Origin of the sequence: Methylobacterium sp. Leaf100 (assembly GCF_001422845.1) — a bacterium.
In the GTDB taxonomy this organism is placed as follows: domain Bacteria; phylum Pseudomonadota; class Alphaproteobacteria; order Rhizobiales; family Beijerinckiaceae; genus Methylobacterium.
The window spans coordinates 52221-72224 of the sequence record NZ_LMMW01000009.1 but is presented as its reverse complement, the minus strand read 5'-3'; the positions used below and the strand labels follow the sequence as shown (position 1 = coordinate 72224).

Sequence of the window (20004 nt, the reverse complement as noted above, 5' to 3'; positions counted from 1 at the left end):
GGCGTTTCGGATGGCGGACGCGGGGCGGATCTTCCGCCAAGTTGAACGCGCCCCGTGTCCGCCGCTCGCCGTCTCGCCTTGCCGTACACGGCTCAGGGTGAGACAGATCTCCCCGCCGCACGTCTCGGACGTGTGCGCTCCCGACCGATGGCTTTCGCCTCGTCGAGCCGTTTCCGGAGGAGCGCCTGGGGTGAGGCATCGGATGCTTCCGAGACCTTCGCCGTCCGCGCCTCTCCGACCTCGTCCACCCCCATCCGGCGGATCGCCAGTGGGGTCGTGAAGAACTTTTTTGCCACTACCGTGATCGCCAGTCCGCCGTCCCGGCCCGCGGTCCTCAGGGTGTTCGTGGTGATCGGTCCGTCCGGCCAGAACAGGGCGGCGGCCTCGGGCAGGGTCAGCAGCTCGTCATCGCTCCACTCCTCGATACGCGGCCGGTCGGCAACCCGTTGGGGAAGCCTGCGAAAATCCCTGGCCGGCGTCGTCACGCGAGGCAACCCGGTTTCGACCGGCAGGTCAACGCCCAGGGAATCAGGTGGCTCGGCGGTAGGCTCGGCCGCCCACACCCGTGCCGCCAAGGATTGACCGTCGCCCCCTCTATCCTTGGGGTGGAATGCTTTTCGCTCGTCTGTTTCCAGGCCTATGGAATGCTGGCATGCCGTTGGCAGACCAGGGAAAAGCTCCATCTGCATGAGGTCCCAGGACCACTCCGGAATGCTCGGGCGACGTTCCTCAAGTGTTCTTTCGGGGATCGCGACCGACGCAAAGGATCGCTCAATCGACGAATCGTCGGATTTCGGTGCTTCGAACGTGCTGTCTACGTATTCTCTACTGAGTGCTTTTTCGGCATAGATTGCCCCTGGCCGGGCCGGATCGGCAGGGAATCGATCGATCTCTCGCTCCGAGGAGGCTACGGCTGGCGTCGAGTCCCGCTCGGGTACCCCGAGATCCAGTCCGGGCGCGGCTGCATGCGGGTGCCTGCCGGCGACCACGACGGTCATCCCGACCGCACTTTCTACCAGGTCCACGGGCGGGAGCCCTGGTGACGCCGCCCCGGGCGGCGGCATCTGGACGGCATGCGTACGCATGACGGCCATGGCTGGCTCTCTCCCTCCTCCTTCCACCCCGGCGATCGGCATCGTCGCCGACTTGTCATGCGAGGACCTCGCCCGGGTCGCGTTTCCCGCCGGACTGACGGCCCCCGACGGTCCGGCGCCCGTCTGAGGCCGCGACCGATCGGAGGCGCGCGGCGGGGGAGACGGCGGCTTCGTGCCGAGGCCGAGGAGATGGCGGATGGTCCGGAGCATGGCGAAGGCCTTTCGTTGATCGGAGCCGAAGTGTTCCGGTCCGATCCCGTGTTTCCAAATCCGCCCGTCCGAATGCCCCGGCCGATCCCGCCAACAAGCCATGGATGTCATGCGTTTTAGGAGCGCCCGGTCCTCCTATGGCCATCGACGGAGGCGAATCGGTCGCCGGTCGCGCACGGCGTCGTTGCCCGGGTTTGCCGCCGGGATCGCCCGCGGATCGCCCTCGGCCCGATTCGATTCATCCGGGCGGCGATGCAAGCACCAGCCACCGGAGAAAGCCTGATTTCGATAAAATGCGACCTAAATTAACCAAAAGCGTCATACCATTGGCATGCACTTGTCATGCATCTTGGCCAATTCTGACTTTCTTGGCTAACACCAGTGACATTCCCGCGCTCTGTGCTTCCCTTATTCCTTTCATGAGCCGATTGTGGCTCGCCTGATGGGGCCGGGATGCTGGTGCGTTGGCTGGATCGGATGGGTTGGGGTACGCGGCGTCGCCCCGGATGCGCGGCAACCCCGGATGCGGACCTGCCGCCACTCGGGTTCGCGCCGGCACCCGTCATTCGACGCCCGGCGCCGTCGCGGCGGGTGGTCCGGATGCTGTCGCTTTCGACCGCGACGCGCGACTACGCCCGTCGGCTCAATGCCGGCCTGTTCGACACCGCCCGGGAAGCCGACCTCAGCCCACTCGCCGAGGCGATGGGACCCGAGATCTGGTCCTGGCAGTATGCCCGTCGCCTGACCGGTCAGACCCCCTGGCGGGCTCGCCCCGACGCCGACGAACAGGTCGAGCGGGCCGTCGTCGGCCGCGAGATGGCCGCCGACATCGGGACGTGGGAGCGGGCCATGGCCGTGCTCGACGCCCGCACCGAGCACGCGCGCATCGCCGGCCTCCCGCGGCCGCCGTCCCTCGCGATCCCCGACCTCGTCCGGGAGGCCATCGAGGCCCGCCGCAAGGCCGCGCTTGAGCGGATCGGCCGCCGACGCGGCCGTCCCGGGGACGGCACCGGAGGCCCGATCCCCGTCCCCGAGGAGGCGGCCCATCACCCGCCGCTGCCCGCCAAGCCGATGTAGCCCCGAGCCGCCACGATGCCCATCCAGGACCACCCGATGCCCGCCACACCCGAGCCCCAGTCCGCGCCGCTCGTCACCGATGCCGGCATACCCGCGGAGCCGGCCGGGCGTCCCATCCTCGACGTCAGGTTCATCATGCGCGTGAGCCGTCCGCTTCACTCGGCGATCCTGGCGCGCGCGCGGCGCGACGGCGTCACGGCCGGGGCCTGGGTACGGCACCGCCTTCTCGCCGACCTCGGCCTGCGCTCGCTGCTGGACGAACAGAGCGGTCGGCCGATGCGCCGTCCGCCGGAGGACGTGGTCGCCATCTCATCCGCCATCCGGGAACTCGCGGCGGTGAACGCCGCCTTGGCGATGGGCGACGGGGTCAGCGCGCGCGCCGCCCTCGACCAGGCCCGCGCGATCCTGATCCCCATGGTCGTGCACATGCCCCGGCGATGATCTCCGGTGCTTCCCGGGGCAGCGGGATCGGCGACGCGCTCGCCAAGCATCTCCTCAAGGCCGAGAACGACCTCGTCCGTTCGATCGCCGCCCGTGGCCTGGGCAGCGCCGACCTCGCCGGCCAGATCCGCGAGCTCGTCGCCGTCTCGGCCGGCGGACGCACCGATCGGCCGATCTACCACGTGCATTGCAACCCCGATGCCGCGATCGGCGACGAGTCTGGCGCACGGGCGCGGTGGTGGACCTTGTTCGAGGCGGAGTTCGGTCTGACGGAGCAAGCGTATTGCGGCGTCGAGCACGTCAAGCACGGGCGATCCCACGAGCATCGCGTCTACGGCCTTGTCCGTCCGTCGGGGAAGGTCGTGGACCTCGCCTGGGACTACCCCCGTCGCGAGAAGTGCAGCCGGATCGTCGAGTTCGAGTTCGGTCTCAGGCCCGTCGCCTCGAAGCATGCCCGCTCGATCGAACGCCGCCTGAGGCGGGAGGGACGGAGCGACGTCGCCGACTGGCTCGTGGCCTCCGGCGCAACGACGGCGTCCCGGCCGATCGCCGCGCTTACCCCCGTGGAACGCCTCCAGCAGGAACGGACCGATGTCCCCCTCGACGACGTCCGCCGCGCGGCGCTGGCGGCCTGGCGGGCGAGCGACGATGCGGCGGGTTTCGTCGCCGCCCTCCGGGCCCGCGGCCTCGACCTGACGGAGGGCCGCAAGGGACCCGTGATCGTCGACGGGAGCGGCGCGTCGCATCTCGCGACGCGGGTCCTCGGCGCCGCCTCACGCCGCCACGACGGCGAACGCATTCCCGCCGCCGCCGTCCGGGCTCGGCTGGCGGGCCATACCCCGGAGAACCTCCATGACCGATCCCGACATCGTCCGTCGCCTCGACGCGCAGGAGCGCCTGCTCACCGCGATCCTGGCGGCGCTGGCGCCCCCGCCCGAGACGGAGGGGGCATCGGGATTCGACGACCTGGTGGAGGTGCTGGGAGACCTGACGGAGGCGGTGGCGGACGTCACGGACGCGGTACGGGCCCTGCGCTCGACCGGCTGAAAGCGCTTCCGCCGGGTGCCGGCTTCTCGCTCCGGTGCCGGCTGCACGGCCTCGACCCTCGGCTTGAACGCCATTGCGACGCGGTGGATCGGGCCCGCGCGGCCGCCGCGCGGATCGAGGAGCGGAACATGCGTGAGCAGGAACGCGCCTGGGCCCTGTGGGGCCTCACCGATATCTGGGGGCTGCCGTTGCGATGAGGAGACGTCAGCGTGGAATGCGTCGTCAGAGGACAACGTCTTCCGTGACGTCTTCGGGGCGGAGCGGAAGGACGAACCGAACGGCGATCCCGCGTTCCGTATGCCGCACGACCGTTCCGCGGCGCCTGCCCAGGCTGACCGGGGTCCCTATGGCCGGGCTTGGCGTTACGTCGACGGAGGCCCCGCCCGCCGAGACGTCACGCAAGGTGCCCATCGCCTGCCCATCCGGCCAGCTCACGCATACCTCGGTGGATGCCGTCACGATCCGGTCGCCCGCACGCATGTCAGGACGGCCGGCGCCCTGCTCACGATGCCAGCGCAGGCGTCCTGCCAGCCGTCGCGACTGGAGCGGCGTCGCATGCAGCATGAGGCGAAAGCCCTCGTCGGATGCGGCACCCGCGGTTCCCAAAAGCATTCCCAGGCCATCGACCCGGCAGACCACTCGTCCACCGATCCCCGGTATCGGTCCATCAAGGATCTCGACCTCCGCGAGATCGGTGCACCGCACCCGACAGGCGTGTTCGGTACCGTAAGGCGTCATGAATCGTGCGGTGAGCGTCACGGTCCCGGACACGCCTCAGAGCCCCCGGATCCATGAGAGGAGCTGCGCGCCGGTCTCCCTGTCGGCCTGCTCACGGTAGGTCGCATCGACGTCGCGGGGATTGATCCCGTAGCGGGCGTGGAAGGCCTTCGAAAACATCTTCGGCGAGCCGTACCCAACGGCGTAGGCGACGCTGGAGACGCGCGTCGGCGTCGCCCCCTCGATCCCCGCCAGGATGCGCATAGCGCGGGCGAGGCGCCGGTGCCTGATGTAGGTCATCACCCCGCCGTCCGCCTCGAACAGCCGGTAGATCGGCGTGCGCGACAGGCCGAAGCGCCCGCACAGGGTCTCGATGCCCAGGCCCGGCCGGGCGAGGTTGTCGTCGATGAACTGGCGGATCTCGATCCCGACGACGGCCGGCAGGTTGTAGGCGCTGTCGGCCTCGGGGGTGAAGCTCGCGTTGCACAGATCGACGGTCGCAGACGCCAGCAGCGCCTGCTGCGCCGCATCCGAGGTGTCGAGGCAGGCCCGTACGTTTCGGACATGCTCGGCCAGTAGCTTGAACAGCGGCTTTCCGTCTGCGCCGAAGCGGCCGCGGTGGAAGGCCGAGACCTCACCGACGCGTCGATCGAACACGCGCCTCGGCAGGCAAAGGTTGATCCCACTCATGCCCTTCGATACCGACCGCGCGCGCTGGGACAGGTCGAAGAGCACGAAGGTCCCGGGCGCGATGTCCTCGGGACCGTCGTCCGTGTCGATGCTCGATGCGCCCGAGTTGTAGAGGCGCAGGATGACGTGGTCGACACCCTGCGTCGCGATCTGGGACTGCGTCCGCTCGATGGTCTGCGGCGAGGCCGTGATGGCGCTGAGCAGGATGCTGCCGAGGTTGTAGCAGCGGAAGCCGATGTCCCGCGGGACCGGCACCGCCTTGTCCATCTCAGGGATGAAGACCGGCGAGATCGCCTGCCTCCAGACCTCACGTCGGAGGCGCTCGTCCTCGATCCGGTCCAGCTGTGGGTCGATGACGTCCAGTTGCATTCGCTCAGCCCACTCTCTCCAGCCGAGCTATCCGTACGTCGGGTGTCACGTCAAACAGAAATCGCCCTTTGACAGACCAAATAATGTGGACGGACGCATAAGTACACCAGGTGACATGAACGGTACGACAGGTGACATGAACGAGACAAGCAAGCGCAGTTATTTATCTTCGAGGTAACTGCGATGTCCGAGTTTTGGTCTTGCCAAATCCCGAGACCGCCTCCCCACAGGGAAACTCGCCCATGTCCTCTTCCGTCACCCTCTCCGCTGCGACGCGCCAGAACCTGCTTTCGCTGCAGGACACCGCCGCCCTCGCGTCCACCAACCAGGGCCGCCTTTCGACCGGCAAGAAGGTCAACACGGCTCTCGACAATCCAACGAACTACTTCACCGCCTCCGCCCTTTCCGACCGGTCGTCATCGCTTGCAGGCCTGCTCGACGGCATCTCGAACGGCATCCAGACGATCCAGGCGGCCTCCAAGGGCGTGGATACGGTCACCGCCCTGGTGAAGCAGATGCAGTCGGTGGTCACACAGGCGCAGTCCAACGCCGCGACGAACCTGCCGAAGCTCACGGGTACCGCCGCCCTGGCGACGTCGACGCAGGCCACTGCCGCCGGCAAAAGCATTCATGACACGGCGCTGTCGAAGACCCTCCTGGGCACCGCAGGCGCGAGCAACGTCGGCATCACCGTTGCCAACGCCGACCAGATCAAGCTCAAGGCCGGCAACACCGACTACACCTTCTCCATCGATGCCGACGACACGGTCGGCGACCTGGTGAACAACATCAACAAGTCGGGCATCGCCACGGCGTCGGTCGACAACAACGGCGCGCTGGTGGTCGTCGGCACCGGGTCAGACGCGATCACGATGCAGGCCGGCAAGACCGCCAGCGGCACCTTCACGCCCAGCACCACCGAGACCGACAAGCTCACCGGCGGCGCCGCCTTCACGGCCGCCGGCGGGACCTCCGCCCAGCGCTCGGCCCTCGTCGACCAGTTCAACAACCTGCGCACCCAGATCGACGAGGCGGCCAAGGACGCGGGCTTCAACGGCACCAACCTGCTGAACGGCGATGCGCTGAAGATCGCCTTCAACGAGAAGACTGGCACGGCGCAGTCTAAGCTCAACGTGCAGGGCACCCTGCTGTCGGCCGATGCCCTCGGCCTCGGCAAGTTCAAGGATTCCGCGACCGGCCAGGCCGGAGCGGACTTCGGCGTCCAGAACAACGCCGACCTGACCAAGGCCGCCGACGCCCTGACCAACGCCCTTTCGACCCTGCGCTCGACGAGCTCGAACCTCGGCTCGAACCTCTCCGTGGTCCAGACCCGCCAGGACCTGACCAAGAACCTCATCAACGTCCTCGACACCGGCTCGTCGAACCTCACCAACGCCGACATGAACGAGGAGGCCGCGAACTCGCAGGCGCTCTCCACCCGTCAGTCGCTCAGCATCTCGGCGCTCTCGCTCGCCAACACCGCCCAGCAGGGCATCCTTCAGCTCCTGCGCTGAGGGCGCCCAATAACCGAGACGCGTTTTCCGAAACGCACGAGCCCGAACGACCGGGCGGGTCCGAAAACCCGCCCGACGGGCGAGACCAACCATCCCTTCCAGGCGGACACTACGATGACCAGGATTTCCACCGGCCTTCTCGTCGCGGCGCTGTGCAGCGTAGTGGGGGCATGCGCCGACGACCCCGCGGAATCGGCGATGCAACAGGCCATGACCCGCGCGATGACACAGGCGTACCAAGGTCAGTTCGCGGCGGCGTCCTTCCTCATGGGAGGGTCGCGCGGCCAGGCGATCGCGATGCCCACCATCACGGACTTCCACAAGATCGGTTGCCAGCCGGCCCAGCCGGCGGCCGGCCATCTCTGCGAGTTCACCGTCAGTCTCAACGGCAGGGAGAGCAAGAACAAGGGCCGCTTCTTCAAGGCACCCGACGGCACCCTGACGATGGCCGACCGGTGATGGGCGGCCCGATGCGACGATCGTCCCGCCTCACCGCTATCCTCGCGATCGGGACCTGCCCCATGGGTCCGGCCATGGCCGGCCCCGCACAGGCGGATCTGACGGGCGCCTTCCGGCGATGGTTCGCGACCGACCCGTCCGTGACCTGCGTCACGCCCGACGGCAGGGACCGGCGCTGCTCGATCACGCAAGCCGAGCATGTCGAGGTCAGGCGAAGTCCTGCCGATACCGCCGCCTTGGTGTTCGTCACCTACCTGCCCGATCCGACCGCGATCGGAAACGCGACGCAACTCGCCGCCGCGGCCTTCCGCAGGGACCCCGGCGGGTGGCGCCTCGTACGGACGATCCCAAGCGCCGGGGGCGCACCGGCCGGCAAGGTCGCCTTCACCGGCGAGACCGCTTCCTATCCGGTGGCGGTACCGAAGCCCGGGGATCCGCGCTGCTGCCCGACCGGACGCCGGCAGGTCTCCATCGACCTTCGTTGAAGAGGCGTCACGCCCAGCCCTCGCCATGGCGGGGGGCGGATCGCGATGTCCGCGATCCGAGACAACCGGGCCGGCCGCCGGGCCCGGATCCCTGAAGCATCGACACGGAAATCCCGATGACCAAAACCATTCCCCTCGCTCTTGCCGGGGTGCTTTCCCTCGCCCTTGCAGCCTGCAGCGACGAGCCGTCATCTTCGGCGATGGAGCAAGCCTTCCTCGGCGTGTTCGCCCGGATGTCCCCGCCCGAGATCGCGGTCACCAACCTCCAGCTCGGCGGAAAGCCCGACGGCAAGGTCGACGATCCGACGGACGTCACGAATTTCAGGAAAACCAGCTGTTCACCGGCCCAGCCGAAGGACGGCTACGTCTGCGAGTTCTCGGTGACGCTCAACGGCATCGGCCGCCCCAAGATGAAGACGCGCTTCTTCAAGGGGCCGGACGGCAAGCTCGCAATCGACGACTGAAACCAGCTCATCCTCCTGGGCATCCTTCGAGCCTCGTCACCCTGGGATTCCGCTAGGGGCTGCCCGAACGCCATGATCCCCGCGGTGGTTTCGGCCGGCTCCATCCCCTCCGGTCACGCATCCGACGGCATGGCGACAGCGGTCCGCCTCGATCGCGATCCACGCGAGAATTTCCGAGCATGAGGCGGTCCCATCACCTCATGGGGCGCATTCCGGAGGACCGGCTCCGCGCCCACGTTTCCGTCCGCCGCGCTTGTCGCGAGCATGCACGCTGCCGGCCAACCGCATTGGGAATGGCCTTTGACCCACGATCGGAATGCACCATGAGAACAGAGTACCTGGGGCACGGCATGCCCAATCGCGTCCCAGTCACGTTCGGGACCGTCATCGTCTGCGCGGCGCTCTGCTGCACCGTCATCGGGGTCCTGGTCATACCGACCGTGCTGATCGCCACGCTGGGCATGCGGGCCCGAAGCGTCAACCTTCGATGGGACCGCGAGGTGAGGCGCCGGTTCATCGCCTTCATCGGCGCGATGCCGGATCACATCGACACGGCGGTGTTCAAGTACGAGGACGGCTTCAGGGGGACGGGCGTCGCCTACCACGACGGCAGGATCTTCATGATGCAGGCCGGCCATGCGGCCGAGGTGGACTGGGAGGATGTCAGGCGGTGGTCCTACAGCGTCGAGACGCCCGAACGGCTGACGACGTCCAGCACGAACCTGACGGTGACGTCCCACGTGCTCAATCATAACCTCGCCAGCGCCTACGACGCGGCCAGGAACAATGGCCTCACCGTGCAGGTCGCCTCGATCGATTCACCGACCTGGAGGTTCACGACGTCCGACGTTCGGCTCTGCGAACGCTGGTTGGAAATCCTGGCGCAGGTCGATGAGCGGGGCGGTCGGCGGGCGGCCTGATGGAGGCCCGCTCGCGCCAGATGGCCGATCTTCCCTCGTGCTCGATTGAGTCGACATCCCGTACGCCCGGTCTCGCCCCTAAACGGCTACCAGCGTCCGCCGTAAGAACGTGATGAGCATACGGTGATGCTCGTTCTCATCCTCGCCATAAGGTGTGTGGTCCTGCCCTGCCAACAGATGCACCTCTGGCGCGCGCCCAGCCCGCAGCAAGCGTGCTTCGAGCCGTCGCGTCATCGCTACCGACCACATCGCGTCCCGCGTGCCGTGGCTGAGGAACAGGGGCCCGGCATACCGTTCGATCTCGATCGGCGTCGTCGGGAGCAGGGTGTCTGAGGAACCGCGCCACAACCAAGCTCGCTCCGCTGGGTCCCAGGATCGCCACCCGGGATCGCCGCTGTCCCGACAGCTCGCACCGATGAAGGCGCCACAGATCACGTCGGGCGCGGCATGTGCGGCCACGGCGTCAGGCAAGCCGGGAGCGCAGTCCCGAACCATCAGAGAGGTTACGAGCAGGGCGTGTTCGGCTCCTCGGGAGACACCGTAAAGGCCGACCTTGCCCGACAGCGGCAGGCCATGAAGCACGGCCAACGCCTCGGCAGTACGGTCCAGAGCGACATCTCGGATGTCGCCGGCGTTCCACACATCTCCACCGACCGAATAGCCGAACGGAACGGCCAGGAATCCATGGGCCGCCAGAATGGCAGCCGTCAGGTAGCTATAGCCCGACCATGCACCCTCCGAGCCATGGAGAATCATGACTGCAGGGAACGGCCCCTCGCCAGGCGGTCCGTAGGATTGGCCGAGACCGGGTAGCGGGCGATTGACGATTTGCAGCATGACCAACCGACACTGGCCCCTTTTTCGCCCGCAAACCAGTCGACCTGGTCATTCCCGACATGTCCGGTAGAGGATCAGTGAACGGTCGTTTCCGCATTCGACCCAACCCGGTCGTCCAAACCGCCGTCAGCACAACCGCTCAGCGGCAATTCGTCGGCCACTTGGAGTGCTTACGCGCGGTTCACCGCCTGCGCTCCCACTGGCTTCGGCGCGGACGCGCGGGGTGGCCCGTCCAGGAGGCCCTGTCCTCATGTCAGCTTAGCTCTGCTGCAGATAAGGCGAGGGTGCATATCGACGTCTAGATTTGAGGTCGCTAAATTGCCGATCTCGAAATTCGTTCGGGTCGACATTCCGCCACTGCCTCACGGTCTTAGCAGCACGGGCGTGATGTGCGCGTCACGTCGCTGCGCCAAAGGAAGCGGCACGCTATTAGACGGTCTGGGACGGCGGCCCGGGGCCGCCCGTCGCGACATCCCGGGAGATACCCATGCGCGCCGTCACCTACACCGAAAGCTCACCGATCGATGCGCCTGGAGCGCTCGTGGACACGACCTTCCCCGATCCCGTGCCGGCCGGGCGCGATCTGCTCGTACGCGTGCAGGCCGTCTCGGTGAATCCGATCGACACCAAGGTGCGCCAGGGCGCCTACAAGCAGGGCTGCGAGCCGAAGATTCTCGGCTGGGATGCGGCCGGAACCGTGGTCTCGATCGGTCCGGAGGCGCGCCTGTTCAAGCCCGGCGACGCGGTGTTCTACGCCGGTGCGCTCGACCGGCCGGGCAGCAACGCCACGTTCCAATGCGTGGACGAGCGCCTCGTCGGTGCCAAGCCGGCCACCCTAGATTTCGCCGCCGCTGCGGCGCTGCCGCTCACCGCGCTGACCGCCTGGGAGATGCTGTTCGACCGGCTCGACGTCGCCAAGCCCGTGCCGGGTGCCGCCCCCGCGATCCTGATCGTCGGCGGCGCCGGCGGCGTCGGCTCGATCGCGATCCAGCTCGCCCGGCAGCTCACGGACCTCACCGTGATCGCCACGGCCTCCCGCCCCGAGACGGCGCAATGGTGCCGGGACCTCGGCGCCCACCACGTGATCGACCATGCGAAGCCCCTCGCCACCGAGGTGGCGGCGCTCGGTCTTCCCGGGGCGCCCGGGTTCGTGTTCGCGACGACGCAGACCGGTGCGCATCTCCCGCAGATCATCGAGCTCCTCGCCCCGCAGGGACGCCTCGGCCCGATCGACGACCCCGCTACCCTGGACGTGATGCCGCTAAAGCCCAAGAGCCTGTCGCTGCACTGGGAGCTGATGTTCACCCGCTCGCTGTTCCAGACCGCCGATATGGAACGGCAGCACGCTATCCTGACCGAGATCGCCCGCCTGATCGATGCGGGACGGCTGCGCACGACGTTGACCGAGACCTTCGGTCCAATCGACGCCGCCAACCTGGCACGCGCCCACGCGCTCATCGAGAGCGGGAAGGCGAGGGGCAAGGCCGTCCTCGCCGGGTTCAGCGACTGAGCCGGCAAGCGAAGCGTCCCGGCTCGGAGCCGGGACGCTTTCTGCATCAGCCCGCGATGCCTCCGCATCGCGGCTTGGACTAACGCTATTTCGACGTCGGCTCTGATGCCGCAGCCGCTCAAAAGCGGACCTGCGGAAATCCACCCAACCCGGTCATTCCCGGGTGTACGTTAGACGATCGGCCAACGGATGCACGAAACCCGCCTCCCGGGACCCGGTCAGCTCAAGCGCATCGATCGTCTCATAAGACCCGTACGCTGATCCTTTCAATGGCGGGAGGCTAAACGTACACTTTCCGCCACGATGACGGTCCTGATCGGCGGCGTCCGCGGCTCGACCGACCTACGCGGCAGCGGCTTCGCGGGCGACCGGTTCGACCGCATAGCGAGGGAACAACCCCATCTCGTTTGCCATGACGTCGACCTTGAACCCACCGTACTTCCGGCCCTCGGTCTGTGGCGCGTGCCCCTGGATGGCGTCGAGAATCGAGTCCCGCATTCCGCCCCTGCGCCCACGCGTCTTGAAGCTATGGCGCCAGCCATGGTTAGGGTCGACGCCGACGTCATCGATTCCGAGCTTCCGGACCCAGGCCGCGAGCCGTTCGCCGACCTTCTTCGAAATCGGGTTTGCGTCTGAGCCGCCGCGGCCCCGGGCGGGGTCGTAGAACAGGGGACCCGACCGCGTACCGACGTAGTCGAGGAAGCCCATCTCAACGAGGTGCGGGTGGATCGGGACGTCCCGGAACCGTTTCGTCTTCACCGTGCCGGCCTCGGGGGTGATGCGGAAGACGGGCACGCCGCCCTCGTGACGCACGTCCTTGCGGCGCAGCTGCGTGATCTCGCCGACCCGTGCCCCGGAGTAGGCGCACAGCCACGGAACCCACCGCCGGGCCGCCGCGTGCTCGGGGCTGAGGCGCCCCCCTTGAGGCGCGAGGGCCGCCGCGAGGATCGTGGAGGCCTCCACCTCGGTGAAGTCGCGATCGCGCAGCACGGCCTCCTCGACGACCTTCACCCGAAGTCCCGCGCAGGGATTGGTCGCGACCTTCCGCTTGCCCTGGAGCCAGCCGAACAGCGCCTTGGCCGAGGCGAGGTAGACATCGCGGACGGTCTTGTCGCTGCGCCCGGCCGCCGCGAGCCCGTCGACCCAATCGGCGACCTGATCGGGGGTGACGCGGGCGAGGTCGTCGTGCCCGACGAAGGCGGCCAGCGTTGCGAGCGCCGGCCCCCACCGCTTCCGGGTCGAGGCCGCGAGCTTCGAGGCATCGGCGTACTTGGCGAACCACTCGTCCAGCGGCAGAATGATCGCCTCTGGCTGGTCCGGAACCCTCGGGAACCGCCCAGCCATCGGGTCGGGGCTGAAGTCCCCGTCGAGATACTTCACGCTCTGGTCGATGGCTTGGAGGATCGCCTTGGCGATCGCGTACTCCAAGGCGTCCCGCGTATCCGGGTGGACGACCAGCCCCTTGCGCGCGAGATGGGCGTCGATCTCCTTCCCGTAGAAGCGAAGGAACTGCGTGCGGTTGCCCGGGCTGGGATCCTCGACGTACCGGCCAATCATCCCGGACGAGATTAGGTTATGGAACGGCGAGAACCTGCCGGCCTGGAACTGCGGGATAAGGGTTTCGTAGAACTCGCCCGCGATGGCGTTGACCTCAAGGAGGTTCAGCTGCCGTACGCCCGCCCGCAGGTTCGCCCAGCGCGCCTCGACCAGCGCCGCGTGCGCGGCGTGGCGGCGCTTGGCCTCGCCGACCTCCTTCGTCCCGAGGCTCGCCTTTTCCTCCCGCTTACCGACGAGCGCCAGGAGGTCCTTCGGGACCCGCTTGCGGAACCAGAAAACGCCTGTCTTCGGATGGGGCCAGGGACGTGACATAGCCAGAACCACGCGTGTACCACCCGTGTGTACCACCGGACGGCCGCGAAGTCGCTGTTTCCCTTGGGAGCGTCTGAAAAGTAAGGCTTTTCAGGCCGATTGGCGGAGAGGGGGGGATTCGAACCCCCGATGCCCTTGCAGGCATGCCGCATTTCGAGTGCGGTGCATTCAACCGCTCTGCCACCTCTCCGCGGGGGCCTCGATGAGACGAGCGCGGCTTAGCATGGGTCGTGTGAGAGTCACAAGGCGGGCGGGGGAGAAAAGTCGCGGCGCTCAGGGCGCGGCGCGAAAGGTGTTCATCTGCGCCCGCAGGGTCTCGGCGAAGCGGGTGGCGTCGTGGCGGTCGCGGATGCGGGCGGCGAGGTTGGTGGGTGGGGGCGTTCGGGCGGCGGCCAGGATCGCGGCGGCGAGGGAATCCGGTATCAGGGCTACGAGGCTGTCCATGTCGGCCTCCGTCCCCGCCAGGAGGGCGCGGTGGGCGGGGATGTCGCTCGCCGCGATGGGGAGGCCGCGGGCGAGGGCCTCCACCAGGGCGAGGGGCTGGGCTTCGGCGCGGGAGGGAAAGACCGCGAGACCGATTCCGGCGAACGCCGTCTCGGGCGCCCGCTCGCCCGCGAAGGTCACGGCCGCGTCGAGGTCCAGGGCAGCGATCCGGCGGCGCAGGCCGGCAGCGAAGCCCGCGTCGAGTTCGGGGCCCACGAGGGTCAGATGGGCGTGCGGATGCGCCGTCCGCAGGCGCGCGAGGGCCTCCACGGCGAGATCCTGTCCCTTGCGCGGCACCACGGCGCCGACCACCCCGAGGGTCGACAGGGGATCGCCGTCCGGCCTCGGGAGCCGGGCGAGGGGCGGGAGCGGGTTGGGGATCAGGGCGGAGGGCAGGCCCACGGGCGGGGCGACATGCGGGCTGATGCGGATGCACGCATCCGCCAGCGCGGCGCGCAGGCGCGCCGCGCGGCCGTGTCCCGCATCGGCGTGGAGGTGCCAGAGCACGAAGGGGCGTGGACGCAGGCTCCGGGCAGCGAGGCCGTAGACGTAGAGGGACGGCTCGTCGTGGACGTGGATCACGTCCGGACGCAGGCGGCGGAGGGCCAGGGTTTCGCGCGCCACGAGACCGGCGAAGCGCGGCAGAACGGCGAGCTTGCGCCATCGGCTCGAGAGCGGCCGGGACGGGAACAGCGCCGGGCTGCGCTCGTCGGCCTCCGCGAGGGGCGCCCGCACGGTGACGGCATGGGCGGGGCGGAGGGCCTCCGCCGCCGCGAGCAGCACCCGCGTGGAGCCACCGCGGGTGTCGTACAGGGTGGGAAGCAGGATCCTCACGGGATCCGGCGCGCCCGAGCCCGCGCGATGGAGCCGGGTCGGGCGCGCCGGGCGATCATGCGGCGGTTGTCGAAGGGCCGGTCGAGGCGTCGGCCAGGGCGGCCGCCACCTTGCGGGCGAAGGCGACGGGGTCGCGCGGCGTGTCGCCGTCCTGGACCCGGGCGAGGTCCAGAAGGGTGCCGGCGGCGTCCGCGATGTCGGCCTCCGCCGCGACCCGGTCGGCCAGCGACCGGATCAGGGGATGGCGCGGATTGATCTCGAGGACCGGCAGACTGCCGCCGCCCCGCCCCGCCCGGCGCAGGAGCCGCTGCATCTGCAGATCCGGCCCGGCGCCGGAGGCGGAGAGCACCACGGCGCTCTCGACCAGGCGGTCCGTGGCGCGCACCTCGGAGACGTCCGCCGTCAACGCAGCCTTCAACGCCGTCACCAGGGCCTCGACGGAGGCCGGGACCTCGGCGCCGTCTTCATCGCCCGCGAACTTCGCCAGGTCGACAGCGCCCTGCGTGATGGAACGCAGGGGTTTGTCGTCGAACCGGCCGAGGGTTTCGGGCCAGAACGCGTCGACATGGTCGGAGAGCAGCAACACCTCGATGCCGCGGGCGCGGAAGCCTTCGAGCTGGGGCGAATTCCGCAGGGCGTCGGCATCGTCGGCGACGAGGTAGTAGATCGCCTCCTGGCCGTCCTTCATCCGCGCCACGTAATCGGGGAGCGAGGTCCACCCCTCCACGGCGGAAGAGTGGAAGCGCAGGAGCGGGGCGATCTCGGCCCGGCGCTCATAGTCTTCGTAGATGCCCTCCTTGAGGACGGGGCCGAAGTTCTCCCAGAACGGCGTGTAGCCCTCCGCGTCCTTGGCCCGGTTGGTGAGCTCGGTCAGAACTCGGCCCGTCACCGCGCGGCGGATCTTGGTGAGCACCGGAGTCGCCTGCAGCATCTCGCGGGAGACGTTGAGCGGCAGGTCTTCGGTGTCGACCACGCCCTGGACGAATCGCAGCCAGGAGGGCAGCAGTTCGGCCTCGTCGGTGATGAACATGCGCCGGACGTGCAGGCGCACCTTGCTGGCGCGCTCGTTCTCCACGGCCTGGAACGGCTTCATGCCGGGTACGAACAGCAGCGCCGAGAATTCGAGGGCGCCTTCGGCCCGCCAGTGCAGGGTTGCCCACGGCTCATCGAAGTTCATGCCGACATGGCGGTAGAACGCCGTGTACTGCTCGGGCGTGATCTCGGATTTCGCCTTGCGCCACAGGGCGGTGCCCTGGTTGACCGTCTCCTCCTTGCCCTCCTCGACGAGGGCGATGGGTACGGTGATGTGGTCGGCCCATTTGCGCACGACGTGGTCGAGTCGGTAGCCTTCGAGGTACTCGCCGGCATCCTCCTTCAGGTGGAGCACGATGTCGGTACCGGGCTCGGGGCGCGTCGCCGGCTCGAGGGTGTAGCTGCCCTGACCTTCCGAGGCCCAGGTCCAGGCCTCGTCCGATCCGGCACGGCGCGACGTGACAGTGACACGGTCGGCAACCATGAAGGCGGAGTAGAAACCGACGCCGAACTGGCCGATGAGGCTCGGTCGGTCCTCCGCCTTGGCGTCCCCGAGGGACTGGCTGAAGGCGCGCGTGCCCGAGCGCGCGATGGTGCCGAGGTTCTGGGCGAGCTCGGCCTTGGTCATGCCGATGCCGGCATCCGACAGGCTCAGGGTGCGGGCGTCCTTGTCGGGGACGATGCGGATCTTGGCGTCGGGCGGCAGGGCGGAGGCCGCATCCGTGAGGGCCTCGAAGCGGCGCCGGTCCATGGCGTCGGCCGAATTCGCCACGAGTTCGCGCAGGAAGATCTCACGGTCGGAATAGAGGGCGTGGACCACGAGGTCCAACAGGCGCCCGACCTCGGCACCGAATTCGTGCCGCTCCACGGTGTCGCTCAAGGGTCCGCCTCCGAATGGTGTGATGGGAAGGGTATACCGGAACGGGCGTCCCCGCCGGGACATCCCCGACGGTGCCACTGCGACGGGGCTACCCGAATGCGCGCGATATGCGCGTGGGGGGGCGGAAATTCAATGCCGCACGTGGGTGCGGTGCAACCTTCGCGGCGTTCGAGCGTAGCCAAGCCTTCCCATCCCGACGCCAAGGAGACGCCGCGTGGAACCGATGAAGCCGATGAAACCCATGGAGCCGATGAAACCCATGGAGCCGATGAAGGGCACCGAGCCTTGGTGGCCGCGGGAGCTTGGCCAACCCGCCAGCAGCGGCGGCCAGAACGACATGCGCTACGCGTTCTTCCCCGATGCTCATCGTCTCCTCGTCGAGATCGACGGCCAGCGCACCACCTACGACAGCGGCGATCACCGGATCTCCGGCGTCCAGCAAACCAACGGAACGGCGCCGCGCTTCTCGAGCCAGAACGGCGACGTCGCCCTCAACGACCTGAAGGTCGTCGACTGACACCACGGAGACGGCCCAGCGTCGCCATCGGGTCTATCAGATGTGGGCAACGACGCGTTGGCCATGATCGCCGAGGCCACGCTTAGCCGCCTGGGCGTTGACGATCCCGAACCGCAGGACCGCCTGTTCGAGATAGTCGATGGCATCCGTGAGGCGTGTCCGCGCGGCTGCCAGCGCCTCAGCGCCATCCTCGGGCCTTGTCTCGGCTAGCCCGACCGCTGCGATGAGAACGCGGTCCCGCTCCTCCTCGATGCGACGGTCGCGCTCCACATGGCCTCGGACATCCGCATCGAAGGCCTCGATCACAGCCCACGGTAACTGTTCGGCGCCGCCCAAACCGGAGAATGCTTTTGCTCGACGGCGGCCCGTAGCCGTAGCGCGTGCAACCTCTTCCGCGAGCTTGGTGGTCATGTGCATTACCCATCGAGTGCCATGGCCAGTCGCATGCTCGGAGCGCTGGCACCGTTGCGGTGGTTTTAGCACCACCTGGGCATTTTGATATCGAACGGCAGCTGGAAGCGCCGTCGGTAGTGGGACACAGGACGGGCGGGACGAGGTTAGCGAACGACCGTTCGATGATGGCCTGCCGCGAGGCAGGTGGTCATTTTCTACCCGACCCGCCCGACGGTGCTCGGCGAGAAGGTCACCGTTCGTATGAGACGGGCATCGAAACCGGGGGTGCTCGGATGCGATCCGGATGGATGCCGTGCCGTCGCCGGATCGTGCTCTTTCGAAGAAAATCAAGCGTCAGGCGGCGCGTACCGTCGCGAGAAAGTGGGACACCTGGGCGCTGAGATCTTCGGATTGGCGCGACAGTTCCGATGCGGAGGAGAGGACCTGCGCGGCGGCGGCGCCGGTCTCCTCGGCCGCCATCGCGACGCCGGTTACGTTGCGGGTGACATCCCCGGTTCCGGCGGCGGCTTCGCTAACGTTGCGGGCGATCTCCTGGGTCGCGGCTCCCTGCTGTTCGACGGCCGCCGCGATGGAATTCGCCACGTCGCTGATCTCGCGGATGCGGGTCGTGATCCCCGCGATGGCCGTGACCGCCTGACCCGTCGAAGCCTGGATCCGGCCGATCTGACCGGTGATCTCGTCGGTGGCCCGGGCTGTCTGGTTGGCGAGTTCCTTCACTTCCGAGGCGACCACGGCGAAACCCCGTCCGGCCTCGCCGGCGCGTGCCGCCTCGATGGTGGCATTGAGCGCCAGGAGGTTGGTCTGGCCCGCGATGGTCGAGATCAGCGCAACCACATCGCCGATGCGGGCCGCCGTCTCGCTGAGGTCGCGCACCAGGGCAGCGGTCTCGCTCGCTTCGGACACGGCGAGGCGCGACAGCTTCGCCGACCCGTGGACCTGCCGGCCGATCTCCGCGACGGAGGAGCCGAGCTCCTCGGCGGCCGCGGCGACGGTCGTGACGTTCCTGGCCGCTTCGTCCGATGCCGCGGCCACGCCCGTCGATCGTTCCGCGGTCTCGGAGGCCGTGGCAGAAAGGCTGCCAGCCGTCGCCTGGAGTTCGGTCGCCGCAGCGCTCACCTGCGCGACGATGCCGCCCACCGCCGCCTCGAACCGATCGGCGAGGCCGAGGGTCGCCGACCGGCGCTGGGCTTCGGCGTCCAGGCGGGCGAGGCGGGATTCCTCCTCAAGGACACGGGTCGCGATGATGTTGTCCTTGAACACCTGGACGGCGCTCGCCATCGCGCCGATCTCGTCGTCCCGACCGGCGCCCGGAACGGTGATCCCGGTGTCGCCGTCAGCGAGGCGGCCCATGGTCTCCGTCATCCGGCGCAGGGGCCGACTCACGCCGAGGGCGAGACCGGCTGCGGCGCCACCGGCGATCACCAAGGCGACGCCGACCAGGATCAGGGTGGTGAGGAGTGCCGTGTCGTAGGTGTCCTGCGCATGGGCGCCGCTCACGCTCGCCTCGCGCTCCTCGAGTTCGGCCATCTTCTGCAGGGGGCCGAGCACCAGATTCACCCCCGTCGACATGTCGGTGTTGTAGATGCGTTGCGCCGTGGCGGTCTCTCCGGCCTTCACGTGCGCGATGACGGAGGCCTGCAACGCCTTGTAGGCGACCCAACTCGTTCGGAAGGCCGCCGTCAGGGCTTCGGCCTCCGGTGATTTCGACCGCGCTTCGAATGCGGTTTGGAGGGTGGTCATTTCGGCTTCGCGCTTGGTCAGGGTCGCGAGGATCTCCGCGCGCAGCTCGGGCGTATCGGCGGTGATCACCCGGGCTCCGTTGGTACGGGTCCGCAGGACCAGGACCTGGATCTTGCCGAGGAGTTGGATGTTCGGCAGGCGCTCGTCGCGCATCTCGCGTGCGACGGTGTTCACGGCGTGCAATTGCAGGAGTGCCGAGCCTCCGATTCCCGCGACGAGCAGAAATACGAGGCCGAAGCTCAGGAACAGCTTCGTCCGGATAGACAATGTGCCGAGGAACATGATGCGCGAGCCATACTGATGGTGAACCGACAAACGATGCCTGCAGAACGTTAAATAAGTTCTCCACTTGTTGAGACGAATGTCTTACAAGAAAAATTCAGCAATCATTCCCGTCGATC

At 68.2% G+C, this 20004-nt stretch carries 19 protein-coding genes and 1 tRNA gene; 10 read left to right on the top strand and 10 right to left on the bottom strand.

Features of this window, described 5'->3' with window-relative positions; all coding sequences use genetic code 11:
- Window positions 1-92: 92 nt before the first annotated feature.
- Window positions 93-998 carry a hypothetical protein gene (locus ASF25_RS22625; protein WP_156368908.1) on the bottom strand — a complete coding sequence of 302 codons (906 nt, stop codon included), beginning with the start codon at window positions 996-998 and terminating at the stop codon, window positions 93-95.
- A gap of 906 nt (window positions 999-1904) precedes the next feature.
- On the opposite strand from ASF25_RS22625, the gene ASF25_RS07445 reads away from it, so the two are divergent.
- From ASF25_RS07445 to ASF25_RS07435, 3 genes are read left to right on the top strand one after another with little or no spacing between them, the layout of a single operon-like run.
- Window positions 1905-2381: a hypothetical protein gene (locus ASF25_RS07445; RefSeq protein WP_056304210.1), complete on the top strand. Its 477-nt coding sequence runs from the start codon at window positions 1905-1907 to the stop codon at window positions 2379-2381.
- A 36-nt stretch (window positions 2382-2417) separates the two neighbouring features.
- Window positions 2418-2822, top strand: coding sequence for a hypothetical protein (locus ASF25_RS07440; protein WP_156368907.1), 405 nt, complete (start codon window positions 2418-2420; stop codon window positions 2820-2822).
- Entirely contained in the window at window positions 2819-4066 is a 1248-nt protein-coding gene (locus tag ASF25_RS07435; RefSeq protein WP_056304207.1) for a hypothetical protein, read from the top strand. Before ASF25_RS07440 ends, ASF25_RS07435 begins: the two co-directional genes overlap by 4 nt.
- A gap of 25 nt (window positions 4067-4091) precedes the next feature.
- On the opposite strand, the gene ASF25_RS07430 is transcribed toward ASF25_RS07435, so the two are convergent.
- Window positions 4092-4628, bottom strand: coding sequence for a PilZ domain-containing protein (locus tag ASF25_RS07430; protein ID WP_156368906.1), 537 nt, complete (start codon window positions 4626-4628; stop codon window positions 4092-4094).
- A gap of 15 nt (window positions 4629-4643) precedes the next feature.
- A complete protein-coding gene (locus tag ASF25_RS07425; protein ID WP_056304203.1) occupies window positions 4644-5645 on the bottom strand; it encodes an AraC family transcriptional regulator in 1002 nt (333 codons plus the stop codon).
- Between the two features lie 242 nt (window positions 5646-5887).
- On the opposite strand from ASF25_RS07425, the gene ASF25_RS07420 reads away from it, so the two are divergent.
- From ASF25_RS07420 to ASF25_RS07400, 5 genes are all read left to right on the top strand, one after another.
- The gene (locus ASF25_RS07420) at window positions 5888-7159 is read left to right on the top strand and encodes a flagellin (protein WP_056304201.1); all 1272 of its coding nucleotides are present in this window, start codon (window positions 5888-5890) and stop codon (window positions 7157-7159) included.
- A gap of 114 nt (window positions 7160-7273) precedes the next feature.
- Complete coding sequence (locus ASF25_RS07415; RefSeq protein WP_056304198.1) at window positions 7274-7618, top strand: hypothetical protein; 345 nt, start codon at window positions 7274-7276, stop codon at window positions 7616-7618.
- A 62-nt stretch (window positions 7619-7680) separates the two neighbouring features.
- Window positions 7681-8103 (top strand): hypothetical protein, encoded by a 423-nt coding sequence (locus ASF25_RS07410; protein ID WP_156368905.1) that lies wholly within the window; start codon window positions 7681-7683, stop codon window positions 8101-8103.
- Between the two features lie 116 nt (window positions 8104-8219).
- Entirely contained in the window at window positions 8220-8567 is a 348-nt protein-coding gene (locus tag ASF25_RS07405; RefSeq protein WP_156368904.1) for a hypothetical protein, read from the top strand.
- Window positions 8568-8917: 350 nt separating this feature from the next.
- Window positions 8918-9487 (top strand): DUF4755 domain-containing protein, encoded by a 570-nt coding sequence (locus ASF25_RS07400; RefSeq protein WP_156368903.1) that lies wholly within the window; start codon window positions 8918-8920, stop codon window positions 9485-9487.
- 78 nt (window positions 9488-9565) lie between these two features.
- On the opposite strand, the gene ASF25_RS07395 is transcribed toward ASF25_RS07400, so the two are convergent.
- Window positions 9566-10324 carry a thioesterase gene (locus ASF25_RS07395; protein WP_056304191.1) on the bottom strand — a complete coding sequence of 253 codons (759 nt, stop codon included), beginning with the start codon at window positions 10322-10324 and terminating at the stop codon, window positions 9566-9568.
- Window positions 10325-10811: 487 nt separating this feature from the next.
- Here ASF25_RS07395 and ASF25_RS07390 point away from each other — a divergent pair, with 487 nt between their 5' ends.
- Complete coding sequence (locus ASF25_RS07390; RefSeq protein WP_056263792.1) at window positions 10812-11834, top strand: zinc-binding alcohol dehydrogenase family protein; 1023 nt, start codon at window positions 10812-10814, stop codon at window positions 11832-11834.
- Window positions 11835-12176: 342 nt separating this feature from the next.
- On the opposite strand, the gene ASF25_RS07385 is transcribed toward ASF25_RS07390, so the two are convergent.
- From ASF25_RS07385 to htpG, 4 genes are all read right to left on the bottom strand, one after another.
- Entirely contained in the window at window positions 12177-13703 is a 1527-nt protein-coding gene (locus ASF25_RS07385; protein ID WP_056304189.1) for a site-specific integrase, read from the bottom strand.
- A gap of 100 nt (window positions 13704-13803) precedes the next feature.
- Window positions 13804-13893: transfer RNA gene (locus tag ASF25_RS07380), tRNA-Ser, on the bottom strand.
- Between the two features lie 83 nt (window positions 13894-13976).
- Complete coding sequence (locus ASF25_RS07375) at window positions 13977-15020, bottom strand: glycosyltransferase family 4 protein (protein WP_056304187.1); 1044 nt, start codon at window positions 15018-15020, stop codon at window positions 13977-13979.
- A gap of 55 nt (window positions 15021-15075) precedes the next feature.
- Entirely contained in the window at window positions 15076-16932 is a 1857-nt protein-coding gene (gene htpG / locus ASF25_RS07370; RefSeq protein WP_056304185.1) for a molecular chaperone HtpG, read from the bottom strand.
- 223 nt (window positions 16933-17155) lie between these two features.
- On the opposite strand from htpG, the gene ASF25_RS07365 reads away from it, so the two are divergent.
- The gene (locus tag ASF25_RS07365) at window positions 17156-17449 is read left to right on the top strand and encodes a hypothetical protein (protein ID WP_056304183.1); all 294 of its coding nucleotides are present in this window, start codon (window positions 17156-17158) and stop codon (window positions 17447-17449) included.
- Window positions 17450-17485: 36 nt separating this feature from the next.
- On the opposite strand, the gene ASF25_RS07360 is transcribed toward ASF25_RS07365, so the two are convergent.
- Complete coding sequence (locus ASF25_RS07360) at window positions 17486-17860, bottom strand: hypothetical protein (protein ID WP_056304226.1); 375 nt, start codon at window positions 17858-17860, stop codon at window positions 17486-17488.
- Between the two features lie 336 nt (window positions 17861-18196).
- Window positions 18197-19885, bottom strand: coding sequence for a methyl-accepting chemotaxis protein (locus ASF25_RS07355; protein ID WP_056304225.1), 1689 nt, complete (start codon window positions 19883-19885; stop codon window positions 18197-18199).
- Between the last annotated feature and the right edge of the window lie 119 nt (window positions 19886-20004).